At 74.5% G+C, this 11678-nt stretch carries 9 protein-coding genes and 1 pseudogene; 3 read left to right on the top strand and 7 right to left on the bottom strand.

The window, feature by feature from the left end:
• Positions 1 to 219: 219 nt before the first annotated feature.
• Both pulA and ABZ261_RS05545 read left to right on the top strand, forming a co-directional pair.
• A pseudogene (gene pulA / locus ABZ261_RS05550) lies at positions 220 to 2835 on the top strand (pullulanase-type alpha-1,6-glucosidase); the annotation flags it as partial.
• Positions 2836 to 2867: 32 nt separating this feature from the next.
• Complete coding sequence (locus tag ABZ261_RS05545) at positions 2868 to 3230, top strand: isomerase (RefSeq protein WP_356855587.1); 363 nt, start codon at positions 2868 to 2870, stop codon at positions 3228 to 3230.
• Here ABZ261_RS05545 and ABZ261_RS05540 read toward each other — a convergent pair.
• From ABZ261_RS05540 to ABZ261_RS05530, 3 genes are read right to left on the bottom strand one after another with little or no spacing between them, the layout of a single operon-like run.
• Positions 3227 to 3922, bottom strand: a complete 696-nt coding sequence (locus ABZ261_RS05540; RefSeq protein WP_356855585.1) for a TetR/AcrR family transcriptional regulator — start codon at positions 3920 to 3922, stop codon at positions 3227 to 3229. The two genes, ABZ261_RS05545 and ABZ261_RS05540, sit on opposite strands and share 4 nt — an antisense overlap.
• A 51-nt stretch (positions 3923 to 3973) precedes the next feature.
• A complete protein-coding gene (locus ABZ261_RS05535) occupies positions 3974 to 5881 on the bottom strand; it encodes a hypothetical protein (RefSeq protein WP_356855583.1) in 1908 nt (635 codons plus the stop codon).
• Between the two features lie 50 nt (positions 5882 to 5931).
• The gene (locus ABZ261_RS05530; protein ID WP_356856136.1) at positions 5932 to 6462 is read right to left on the bottom strand and encodes a tetratricopeptide repeat protein; all 531 of its coding nucleotides are present in this window, start codon (positions 6460 to 6462) and stop codon (positions 5932 to 5934) included.
• A 97-nt stretch (positions 6463 to 6559) separates the two neighbouring features.
• Between ABZ261_RS05530 and ABZ261_RS05525 the strand changes: the two genes are divergently transcribed.
• A complete protein-coding gene (locus ABZ261_RS05525; protein WP_356856134.1) occupies positions 6560 to 6952 on the top strand; it encodes a hypothetical protein in 393 nt (130 codons plus the stop codon).
• 80 nt (positions 6953 to 7032) lie between these two features.
• Here ABZ261_RS05525 and ABZ261_RS05520 read toward each other — a convergent pair whose 3' ends face one another.
• The 4 genes from ABZ261_RS05520 to ABZ261_RS05505 form a co-directional block, all read right to left on the bottom strand.
• On the bottom strand, positions 7033 to 8583 hold the full coding sequence (locus ABZ261_RS05520) for a DUF1996 domain-containing protein (protein ID WP_356855581.1): 1551 nt from the start codon (positions 8581 to 8583) through the stop codon (positions 7033 to 7035).
• Positions 8584 to 8755: 172 nt separating this feature from the next.
• Positions 8756 to 9409 (bottom strand): response regulator transcription factor, encoded by a 654-nt coding sequence (locus tag ABZ261_RS05515; protein ID WP_356855579.1) that lies wholly within the window; start codon positions 9407 to 9409, stop codon positions 8756 to 8758.
• Positions 9394 to 10668, bottom strand: coding sequence for a sensor domain-containing protein (locus ABZ261_RS05510; protein WP_356855577.1), 1275 nt, complete (start codon positions 10666 to 10668; stop codon positions 9394 to 9396). Before ABZ261_RS05510 ends, ABZ261_RS05515 begins: the two co-directional genes overlap by 16 nt.
• A gap of 53 nt (positions 10669 to 10721) precedes the next feature.
• Positions 10722 to 11675 carry an NAD-dependent epimerase/dehydratase family protein gene (locus tag ABZ261_RS05505; protein ID WP_356856132.1) on the bottom strand — a complete coding sequence of 318 codons (954 nt, stop codon included), beginning with the start codon at positions 11673 to 11675 and terminating at the stop codon, positions 10722 to 10724.
• Positions 11676 to 11678: the final 3 nt, after the last annotated feature.

Below are 11678 nucleotides of genomic sequence, written 5' to 3'. Positions count from 1 at the left end.
CCCCACCCCCCTCAGCCCCCGCGAGGAGTCATCCCTGTGACACCGAGATGGCCGGCGCCCCGCAGGCGCCGCACCCCGCACCTCGGACGGGCCGCGGCCGTCACCGCCGCCGCCCTCGCCGCCGCGCTGCTCCAGCCCCTGGCCGCCCACGCGGCCGGTCCGCCACCGCCCCCCTCGGACGCCGCGCCCGCCGCCGTGCCGGCCCGGCACGACGACACCCGCGAGCGGCACCCGCTGCCCCAGCCGGCCGGGAGCGCCGCCGCGCTGGACCTGACCACCTCCAGGGCGGTCTGGATCGACCGGGACACCCTCGCCTGGAACGGCGTCGACGGCGCCGCCTCCACCCAGCTGCTCTCCTCCCGCGACGGCTCGATCACCGTCCGGGACGGGACGCTGACCAGTGACGACGAGCGCTGGATCCGGCTGCGGAAGACCGCGCTGACCGACGCGCAGAAGGCGAAGTTCCCCCACCTGAAGGACTGCACCGCCTGGTCCGTCGACCCGCGCGACCGCAACCGGGTCCGCGAGGCGCTCAGGGGCCAGCTCGTGGCCTCGCAGCGCACCGCCGACGGCGCCGTCCTCGCGGCGACCGGCGTGCAGACCGCCGGTGTGCTGGACGACCTCCACCCCGGCGCCACCGGGGCGAGGCTCGGCCCGGTCTTCCACGACGGCAGGCCCACGCTCTCGGTCTGGGCGCCGACGGCCCGGTCCGTGCGCCTGGACCTGGACGGCGAGGCCGTGCCGATGCACCGGGACGACGCCACCGGCGTCTGGTCCGTCACCGGTCCCGCGTCCTGGAAGGGCAGGCCCTACCGGTACGTCGTGAAGGTGTGGGCGCCCAGCGTCCGCAAGCTGGTCACCAACGAGGTCACCGACCCGTACTCGGTCGCGCTCACCGCGGACTCCGGGCGCAGTCTCGTCGTGGACCTGAACGACCCGGCCCTCGCCCCGGCCGGCTGGTCCGCCCTGCGCAAGCCCGAGGCCGTGCCGCTGAGCAACGCGCAGATCCAGGAGCTGCACATCCGGGACTTCTCGGCCGAGGACCGCACCGCGAAGCACCCGGGCACCTATCTGGCCTTCACCGACAAGGACAGCGACGGCTCGAAGCACCTGCGGGCGCTGGCCGGGGCCGGGACGTCGTACGTCCACCTGCTGCCCGCGTTCGACTTCGCCACGGTCCCCGAGCGGAAGGCCGACCAGGCGGCCCCGGACTGCGACCTGGCGTCCTACCCGGCCGACTCCGACCGGCAGCAGGAGTGCGTGGCGAGGGCCGCCGCGAAGGACGCCTACAACTGGGGCTACGACCCGTACCACTACACGGTCCCGGAGGGCTCGTACGCCACCGATCCGGACGGCGCGGCCCGCACCGCCGAGTTCCGCAGGATGGTCCAGGCCCTCAACCAGGACGGCCTGCGGGTCGTCATGGACGTCGTCTACAACCACACGGCGGCCTCCGGCCAGGCCGGCACCAGCGTGCTGGACAGGATCGTGCCCGGCTACTACCAGCGGCTGCTCGCCGACGGCTCGGTGGCCGACAGCACCTGCTGCGCCGGCACCGCGCCGGAGAACGCGATGATGGGCAAGCTGGTCGTGGACTCGATCGTCACCTGGGCCGAGCAGTACAAGGTCGACGGGTTCCGCTTCGACCTGATGGGCCACCACCCGAAGGCCGGCATCCTGGCCGTCCGCAAGGCCCTGGACGCCCTGACCGTGGAGAAGAACGGCGTCGACGGGAAGAAGATCATCCTGTACGGGGAGGGCTGGAACTTCGGCGAGGTCGCGGACGGCGCCCGGTTCGTGCAGGCCACGCAGGAGAACATGGCCGGCACCGGCGTCGCCACCTTCTCCGACCGCGCCCGGGACGCGGTGCGCGGCGGCGGCCCCTTCGACGAGGACCCCGGCGTCCAGGGCTTCGCGTCCGGGCTGTACACCGACCCCAACGCGTCCACGGCCAACGGCACGCCCGAGGAGCAGAAGGCGCGCCTCCTGCACGACCAGGACCTGATCAAGGTCGGCCTGACCGGCAACCTGGCCCGGTACCGGTTCACGGACACCGGCGGCAAGGAGGTGACCGGCGCCGGGGTCGACTACAACGGCTCGCCGGCCGGATACGCGGACGCGCCCGGCGACGCCCTCGCCTACGTGGACGCGCACGACAACGAGTCCCTGTTCGACGCGCTCACCTACAAACTCCCGAAGGACACCCCCGCCTCCGACCGGGCCCGGATGCAGGTGCTGGCGATGGCCACGGCAGCCCTCTCCCAGGGGCCCTCCCTCTCCCAGGCGGGCAGCGACCTGCTCCGCTCCAAGTCCCTGGACCGCAACTCGTACGACAGCGGTGACTGGTTCAACGCCATCCACTGGAACTGCGCCGACGGCAACGGATTCGGGCGCGGGCTGCCCCTCGCGGCCGGCAACGGGTCCAAGTGGTCGTACGCCCGGCCGCTGCTCGGCGCCGTCCGGGTCGGCTGCGCGCAGATCACCGGCGCCTCCGCCGCCTACCGCGACCTGCTGCGGATCCGGACCACGGAAGAGGCGTTCTCGCTCGGTACGGCCGCGCGCGTGCAGGAGCGGCTGTCCTTCCCGCTGTCCGGGCGCGACGAGACGCCCGGTGTGATCACCATGCGGCTCGGCGACCTGGTCGTCGTCTTCAACGCCACGCCCGAGCGGCAGGAGCAGCGCGTCGCGGCGCTCGCCGGGGACCGCTACCGGCTGCACCCGGTGCAGGCGGCCGGCTCCGACGCCGTGGTGAAGACCTCCGCCTACGCGTCCGCCCCGGGCACGTTCACGGTCCCGGCGCGGACCGTGGCGGTGTTCACGCGGGCGGCGAACTAGGGTGAGGACGTTGCCGTAGAAGGGGAGTGCGCATGCCGCAGATCATCGTCGACCACTCCGACATCCTGGAGGACGCCTTCGACCGCGAGGGCTTCGCGCGGGCGCTGCACGAGGCCACCGTGGAGATCGCCGCGGCGAAGCCGGAAGGCTGCAAGACGCAGTTCCGGCCGAGCGCGTGCACGGTGTACGGGTACGAGGACCCCGGGGCGCGCGGGCACGCCGTCGTGCACGTGACGATCGGGCTCCTGCCCGGACGCGGCGACGAGACGAAGGCGAAGCTGGCGGAGACGGCCCTGGAGCTGCTGCGCAGGCATGTGGCGGACGCGGCGTTCACCCTGCACGCCTCCGCCGAGGTCCGCGACCTCGACCCGTCGTACCGGACGTTCGCCCGCTAGCGCGGGGCGCCCAGGGCGGCCAGCCGGGCGGCCAGCTCCGCGAAGGGGCCGTCGCCCGGCTCGTCCCGCGCCACCGCGCGCAGCAGCGCGGCCGTCTCCGGGTCGCGGGCCGCGCCGACCGCGGCCAGCGCCGCGAAGTCGTGCACCAGCTGGAGCTCCAGCTCGGCGCGCGGGATGCGCCGGCCGTCCAGCCAGATCAGGGCCGTCGACTCGGCGAGCGCGATCCAGGAGCGGACGACCAGTTCCAGGCGCGGGGACGCCTCGGACACACCCAGGTGCGCAAGGATCTGGCCATACGCGGCCTGCCGCACCGAGTCGATCAGCGCGTCGGCCGCCGCGGACCCGACCGCCGGACCGCCGCGCAGCAGCGCGGAGAAACCGGGCCCGTGCTCGTCCACGAAGTCGAAGAAGCGGCGCATCACGCGCAGCAGCCGGGCGCCGAGCGGACCCTCGTGCGGCTCGTCGAAACGCTCGGTGAGGTCTTCCGCGGCACGCTGCAACGCGGCCTCGTACAAGCCGAGTTTGCCGGGGAAGTAGTGGTACACCAGCGGGCGGGAGATGCCCGCCGCCGTGGCTATCTCGTCGAGGGAGACCTCGTCGGGCGGACGCCGGCTGAAGAGGTCGAGGGCCACGCCGATCAGTTGCCGCCGCCGCTCCTCGACGCCCATCCGCCGACGGCCCCCGATACCCATGCGAACACTCTACCGATCAAATCCAGCCGCAGGACCGGTGAGCGACGACGACTAGTGGAGCCCGCTGATCGTTCGTCCGTCCGCCAGTGTTCCGGACAGATCGGCCCGCGCCCCGCGACGGGCCTTCGCCGTCAGCAGCGGCCCCTCACCGGACGCGGCGATCCCGCCCGTCGCCGTGACCGACGTGACGTCCTCGCTGCCCGCCGCCAGCAGGTACCAGTGCCCGCCCGCCGACTTCCACAGCACTCCGGCCAGCACATGGGGGTCCCGCGGTCCGCAGGCCGGCACGTCCGTGCCCTTGGCGACGACCGCCCCGACCGTCCCGCCCGGCGTGCGGAACTGCGCCAGCGCGGCGGTGCCGTCGCCGCGCCAGGTCTCGGCGCGGGTGCACACCCAGGCGGCGTCCCCGCTGCCGTCGGGCAGCGGCTGCTCGGCGTAGGCCCAGGCGTTGACGCTCCGGACGCCCGCCGCGCGCCCGTTCGCCAGCGAGCAGGCGAACGGCGCCCAGGCGCGCCGGCCCGCGGCGCCGGACACCTCCCCGGCCGCACCGGGGCGGCCGGCGGTCAGGTGGGCCGGGACCAGCTCGCCGAGGTCGGTGACGAGCCGGGTGCCGCGGTGGTCGGTCAGCTGGAGCACCGTCCAGGAGGTGCAGGGGCCGGACCGCAGGGCGGGGCTGGCCAGCGGTGCGGTGACACCGCCGGTCACGGGCAGCGGGGTCGCGGCCGCGTCCGGCTTCGTCAGGTCCCGCTGGGCGGCCTTCTCCACCCAGGGGGCCATGAGGTAGCGGACGTTGCCGTCGGAGCGGCCCACCACCAGCGCGCTCGCCCCGGCGCCGCTCGCCCCGTCGGCCCGCGCCAGGTCGAGGGCCGCGCCCCGCGCGCCGTCCCGCGGCTCGGCGTACCGGGCGATGCGCAGCCCGTCGTGGAGGAGCACCACGCGGGCGTCGTCGACCTCGCCCGCGTACAGCAGCTGCGGCGGGCCCGCCGGGCCGCCGGTCTGGGTGCCGGGGGTCGCCGAGACGCGGACCGTCCTCCCCGGGCGGGCCCAGACGGCGAGGGCGCGGCGCAGCAGGGCCCGGTCGCCGGTGAGCGGGCCGCGCGCGGGCCACACCGTGAAGTCGGTGCGGGCCGAGGACCGCCAGGCGGTGGGCGCGATCCGGGTCAGCCGGCCGGGGTCGAGGGCCGCCTCGGCGGCCGGGTTCCCGGCGTAAGGGGGCGCGGCGGCGCCGTCCGGGCCCCAGCCGCCGTCCGGCAGGGTGACCAGCGCCCCGCACACCGCGAGCGCGGCGACGGCGGTGAGCACGGCCTTGGCGTGCCGGCGGCGGCGCTTCAGGTCGGTGGGCCGGGCCTGCAGCGAGCAGGGGTCGAACTCGGGGGAGGAGAGCAGCCCCGGCTGCGCGGGCACGCTGTTCGCCGAGGCCAGCGCGCCGCCCGGGTCGTCCACGCCGGCGGCGTCGAGGAGCGCGTGGACCTCCGGGTCGGGCAGGTTCTCCAGCCCGCGCAGCACGTAGGCGGCGCGGGCCGGGCCGGGGAGCGCGGCCAGCTGCTGTTCCAGGGCGAGTTCGTCGGCGCCGCCCGAGCGCGGGAACAGCCGCAGCCCCCACACCTGGGGGAGCAGCGGCGGAAGCGGGAACGCACGCGGCACCGGACGCCTGCGGGCCGCCCGCAGGGCCGCCCGCAGGACACGCTGACGCAGGTAGGCGTAGCCCGGGTCGCCCTCCCGGCCGGCGCCGTGGGCCCAGATCGCGTCCGGCCCGGTGCGCCCGCGGGGCAGGGCGCGCTGGGCGAGGGCGTGCGCGGTCAGCACCCGGCGGCGGCGGCCGAGGCCGGGAGGCAGCACCAGGTAGGCGAGCCGGACCAGCCGGGGGTAGTGCTCGACGAGCGCGGCCTCGGCCTGCCGGTCGTCGACCGGACCGGTGGCGGCGGGTGCGTGACGCGGGGCTGCATGCTGTGACTGCACGTCCGGGAGAACGAGCGAGCCGTGGGTTGGTCACCCGCCGCGGGCAGCGGTCAGGCCTCCGGCGCCGTGGGCGGCTCGGCCAGGGCGCGCGCGTAGGCGGCCATCGACCGCTGGTAGCGCGGCAGGTGCGGGGCGAGCGCGCCGAGCACGAGGGACAGGCCCTCGCGGTCACGGCCGAGACCGGACAGGCACAGGGCCAGCGTCGCCCGGACGGCGTCGTCCAACTCGTCCGAGGGAGCGTCGAGTTCGGGAGTGAGCAGCGCGACGCCCTCCGCGGCCCGGCCGGTGTTCCGCAGCGAGCTGGCAAGCTGGATGCGGGCCCGCCGCACCCGGTGGCCGTCGAGGCCCCGCGCCAGCGCCTCCCGGTACAGCGGCACCGCCTTGTCCGAGTGCCCGGTCGAGTCCCAGGCGCAGGCCTGCTCGAACGGGCCCAGCGGACTGCCGGCGGGCAGCTCGGCCACGAGGGCGTCGATCACCGCGCGGAACTCGTGCGCGCGTTCCTCGGGGTAGTCGTCGAGGGAGGCCCATGCTGCGGCCACGCGGTCTTCCCAGTCCCTGTCCACCGGCCCACCCTCGCACACGCGCGGTGGGCCGGTCACCGGATTTGAGCGCAGCGCGCGCGGGAGCCGTATCCGAAGGAGCTGGGGCATGCTGCGTTCACCAGGACCGGAGGAACAGATGAGGTTGACAGGACTGCTGCTCGGCGCCGCCGCCGTGGTCTCGCTCGCGGGCTGCGGCTCGGGCGGGGACGCCGAGGCGGTGCCGCCCACGGCGACCGGCAGCCTGGAGCACCTGGCCGCCGAGGTGAAGTGCAAGCCGGACATGCAGACGGACGCCGACGAGATCCGGCAGGCCCTGTGCCGCAACGCCGACGGCCGGTTCGTCCTCGCGACCTTCGCCACCGACCGCGGCCAGCGCGAGTGGATCAACGACGCCAAGGACTACGGCGGTCACTACCTGGTCGGCCGCAAGTGGGTCGCCGTCGGCGACGACGGCGTGGTCGAGGCGCTGCGCGGCACGCTCGGCGGGGAACTGGAGGAGGGGAGGGACCATCACGCGCACGGCGGCTGACGCCGCCGGGCACGGCGAAGGCCGGTGACGGGAGGGGGGGTCTCGTCACCGGCCTTCTGTCAGGGGCCCGTCGCAGGGGATCAGGCGCAGTTCTGACCGCGGTTGATGCAGTTGGCGATCTTGTTGGCCAGACCGTTCTTCGTGATGCTGATGAAGTCGTCGTGGTCCGTGGCCGCCTTGTGCAGCTGCTCGGGGAAGCCGTCCACCGCGTAGGCGTTCTTCACCTGGCCGTTCTCGATGGTCGGCGGGGTGATGTTGTACACCAGCCGCATCGTGAGCTGCGGGATGGCCTTGAACCCGTTCGGGCAGACGCCGCTCGCCGGGTCGGCGAAGGCGACGTGCGTACGGTGGTTGGCGCTGTCGGCGTTCTGTCCGTCCCAGCAGCTCTGGAAGGCGAACGTGCGCACCACCTTGCTGCCCTGCGGGCAGATCGGGTACTGCTGCGTCAGCTGGACCTTGTTCTCGAAGCCGGTGCAGCTCCAGTGCGCGTTGGCGTTCGCCAGGCCGTTGGTGGTGGTCTTGGCGTCACCGGTGATGATGCGCAGGAACTGCGGCATCGCGACGACCTTGCCGGCCGGGCTGCCGACGTACTTGATCTGCGCCTGGACCGGGGTAAGGATCTTGCCGACGTTGCCTTCCTTGCCGCCGCCGTCCCGGTTCTGGTCGAAGTCCTGGGTGCCGTCCTGGACGCGGACGACCGGCCAGTAGTACGACGACAGGTCGTTGCGGTTCTGGCAGCTGGTGCCGCCCTGCAGGAACGTGTCGTTGCTGGAGAAGGCGTTGACCTTCTGGTTGCCGACGTAGTCGTGCAGGTGGTGCGCGCCGTTGGCCACGCCGGGCGCCACGATCACGTTGTCGGTGTTGAAGTTCTTGTTGGCGTTGACGCCGCAGCGCGTGGTGAACGTGCCCGTCGACGCGTTGCCGGTCCTGCGCGGCTTGGCCAGGACGTTCGGCGCGACCTTGGTGATGTCGACGAAGTCGGCCGCGACCGGGCCGTTGCCGGCCTGCCCGCCGACGTTGCCCTGCTGGCCGTTCTGACCGGGCTGCTGGCCGTTCTGCCCCTGCTGCCCGCCGTTCTGCTGCTGGCCGCCGTTCTGCTGCTGACCACCGGTCTGCTGCCCGCCGGTCTGCTGGCCGCCGGCCGTGGTCTGGTTGGCGGTCTGCGTCGTGCAGGCGGCGAGCTGCTTCAGCGCGTCGTCGAACCTGCCGCCGGCCCGCTGGACGTTGATCCTGATGCGGTCGATCGTGGCCGCCCGCTTCTCCTTCAGCGGGCTGACGATCGCGTTCTGCACGAAGCTCGGGTCCTTCGCCTGCGTGCTCCTCGTGGCGGCGAGCCGGGCGTAGGCCTCGGTGATCTGCTTGTCGAGCCTGGCCAGCTCCGCCGCCACGCTCCGCCGGGCCGCGTTCGGCACGTTCGTCAGCTTCTGGCCGACGTCCGGGCAGGAGATCGTCGCGACCTGCGCGGTCGTGGCCTTCGTCTGGTTGCCTCCCCACGTCCGGTGGTCCGGCTCGTGCGCCGAGGCGTAGAAGTTCGCCCAGATCAGCCCGCCCCCACCGAGCGCTAGGGCCGCCGATGCGGCTATGGCCTTGGTGGCCAGCGGCGTGCGGCGTTTTCGTGTGTTGCGTCCCATGGAACTCCTCTGACTTCCTTGCGGGGCAGCATCGAGGCGCCCGACAGGAGTGAAGCGGCTCCCTTCCATACGGACGCCGCCCCGGAGGTGTTCACCGGTCTCGTGGAATCTTCGTGGAACCTCGTGTCGCGGTGGTCACAACGGCCTTGCAGACGACGCGGGTTCGCGGGCGTCAGCGGTCGCGGTCGAGGTGGGCGAGGACCGCCAGCACGCGCCGGTTGTCGTCGTCCGACACCTCCAGGCCCAGCTTGCCGAAGATGTTGGAGGTGTGCTTGGCGATCGCCCGCTCCGTCACCACGAGCTGCGCCGCGATGCCCGCGTTGGACCGGCCCTGCGCCATCAGCTCCAGCACCTCCCGCTCGCGCGGGGTGAGACGGTCCAGCGGCCGGTCGCCGGCCGCCCGCCGGGACAGCAGCTGCTGGATCACCTGCGGGTCCATCGCCGTGCCGCCCGCCGCCACCCGCCGCACGGCGTCCACGAACTGCTCCGCGTCGAACACCCGGTCCTTCAGCAGGTAGCCGATCCCGCCCCGGCCGTCGGCCAGCAGCTCGCGCGCGTACAGCTGCTCCACGTGCTGGGACAGGACCAGCACCGGCAGCCCGGGCCGTTCCCGGCGGGCCGCCAGCGCGCACTGCAGTCCCTCGTCGGTGTGCGTCGGCGGCAGGCGCACGTCCACCACCGCCACGTCCGGTGACGACTCGGCCAGCGCCCTGGTGAGTTCGGGACCCGACTCGACGGCGGCGGCGATCTCGAAACCGTACGCCTCCAGCATCCGCACCAGGCCGTCGCGCAGCAGGAAGAGGTCTTCGGCTAGGACAACGCGCACGGGATCTCCATGGTCACCATGGTGGGACCGCCGGCGGGGCTGCTGACGGCCAGGACTCCGTCGAATGTACCGAGCCGGCGCTCGACGCCGGCGAGCCCCGAGCCGGCCCCGACCGCCGCTCCGCCCCGGCCGTTGTCGGTGACGGTGATCCGCAGCCGGCCGTCGGCGTGGTGCACGTCGACCCAGAGCCGGTCGGCCCCGGAGTGCTTGACCGCGTTGGTGAGGACCTCGCTGACCGCGAAGTAGGCGGCCGACTCCACCGGCGCGTCCGCCCGGCCGGGCAGCTCCACGGTCACCTCCGAGGGCAGCGGCAGCCGGAGCGCCAGCGCCCGTACGGCGTCGCCGAGTCCGCGTTCGGCGAGGACCGGCGGGTGGATGCCGCGCACCAGGTCGCGCAGTTCCTCCAGGGCCTGGGCGGAGTTCCGGCGGGCCCGGGCGAGGAGCTTCTTCGCCTCGGCCGGATCCCGTTCGAGGAGCATCTCGACGGTGCCGAGGTCCATGCCCATGGCGACCAGCCGGGCCTGCGCGCCGTCGTGCAGGTCCCGCTCGATGCGGCGCAGTTCGGCGGCCGAGGTGTCGACCGCGTCCTGCCGGGTCTCGGTCAGCACCCGCACCCGCTCGGCGAGTTCGCCCCGTCCGCCGCCGAGGACCGCCCGGGTGAGCCGGAAGTGCGCGGTGAGCAGCCGGGGGGTGTAGCGGTGGGCGACCACCAGCAGGACCGCGGCGAGCGCGGCGGCGAGGAACGCGGTCGCCTGGCCGGTGACCGGCACGAAGGCGTACCAGTAGGTCTCGCCCCGGGGCGCCCACGCCCGCCACAGCCCGGCCGGCAGCATGAGCCCCTCGACCGGGTACAGCAGCAGCACGGCCGGGAGCAGCGCGGTGGCGAAACCCGCGGTCATGTCCACCAGCAGCCAGCGCACGTCCCGCCAGGACTGCGGGTCGCGGAGCACGGTGACGGTGCGCGTCCAGGGGCCCGCGCCCTCCGGCACGGGCCGGTACGCCACCGGGATCCGCACCCCGCACCACTCGGCGGCGAGCCGGCGCCGGGTCCCGGCGTAGTTCCGCAGCCCGCCGAGCATCCAGGGGACCAGGAAGAGGCCCGCGCCGACCGGGAGCAGCGCCAGGGACAGGACGGTCAGCGTGAAGCACAGCACCGTCATCGGCAGCATCACCATGGCCAGGACCAGGCCCCGTACGGCGGCCAGCACCGCCTCCCGGGTGCGGGTGCGGAAGTCGGCGCTCGGCGTGTCGGTGTTCATGGCGGCAGTCTGTCCGACCCGGCCGCCCCCGGTCACTGGGCGCACCCCCCGCATCAGGGGGTGGTGTCAGGTACACCCTCCGCCGCGGCCAGCACCCTCGCCTCCACCCGCGGGTCCAGGCCCACGGGGGGCCGGTCCGGGCGCTGCGGCGCCGTGCCGCCGATGCCGGTCAGCCACCGCCAGGTGTCCGCGACCGTCTCGGCGGCCGGCCGGCACACCAGCCCGGTCGCCAGCGCACGCGACACGTCCGCGCCGTGCGCCGCGCCGTGCATGTCCTCGCCCGGGGGCATCCACACCGGCAGCTCGGTCCACGGCGCGATCCCGGCGTCCAGGATCGTCCGCGGGTCGGTCCAGCGCAGTTCCGCGTCCGCGCCGGTCACCTCCAGGCACGCCTGGAGCAGCTCGCCCATCGTGGTGTGGCCGGGCGGGCTCACCAGGTCGTAGGGGCCGCTCAACCCCTGCTCCACTGCGCCGAGGACCCAGTCGGCGAGGTCGCGCGCGTCGACGTACTGCAGCGGCAGCTCACGCGGTCCGGGGGCCAGCACCGGGCCGCCGCGGGCGATCCGGGTCAGCCACCACGGCAGCCGTCCCACGTTCTCGTGGGGGCCGAGGATCAGGCCGGCCCGGACCAGCAGCGAGCCGGCCGCGCCGAAGGCGCCGGCGGCGGCCAGTTCGCCGCCCCGCTTGTCGCGCGCGTAGTCCGTCGCCCCGGCGGTGGCGCGGGCGCCCTCGACCAGCGCGTCCTCCGTGCCGGTGCGCGGCCAGGGCCATGTGTACACCGACCGGCTGGAGACGTACACGTACCGTCCGGCCCGGCCGCGCAGCAGCCGGGCCGCCTCGTGCACGGCACGCGGCGCACCGGACCAGGTGTCGACCACCGCGTCCCAGGCGCCGCCGTCCGCCGCGAGCGCGGCGAGGCCCCCGGGAGCGGTGCGGTCGCCGTGCAGCGTGCACGGTGCGCTAGGGGACGCCCGCGCGACCGAGGGCGCGCTCACCGGCACGCCCAGGTG

It is taken from the genome of Streptomyces sp. NPDC006193 (assembly GCF_040613915.1).
Taxonomy (GTDB): Bacteria; Actinomycetota; Actinomycetes; order Streptomycetales; family Streptomycetaceae; genus Streptomyces.
Note: the sequence above shows the minus strand (reverse complement) of the source record. Positions and strands in the feature narration are given on the sequence as shown.

Bases quoted from the DNA above. Each gene is read 5' to 3' on its own strand.
- ABZ261_RS05545 (WP_356855587.1), top strand. From the start codon at position 2,868: ATGCCGCAGATCATCGTCGACCACTCCGACATCCTGGAGGACGCCTTC.
- ABZ261_RS05540 (WP_356855585.1), bottom strand. From the start codon at position 3,922: ATGGGTATCGGGGGCCGTCGGCGGATGGGCGTCGAGGAGCGGCGGCGG.
- ABZ261_RS05525 (WP_356856134.1), top strand. From the start codon at position 6,560: ATGAGGTTGACAGGACTGCTGCTCGGCGCCGCCGCCGTGGTCTCGCTC.
- ABZ261_RS05520 (WP_356855581.1), bottom strand. From the start codon at position 8,583: ATGGGACGCAACACACGAAAACGCCGCACGCCGCTGGCCACCAAGGCC.
- ABZ261_RS05510 (WP_356855577.1), bottom strand. From the start codon at position 10,668: ATGAACACCGACACGCCGAGCGCCGACTTCCGCACCCGCACCCGGGAG.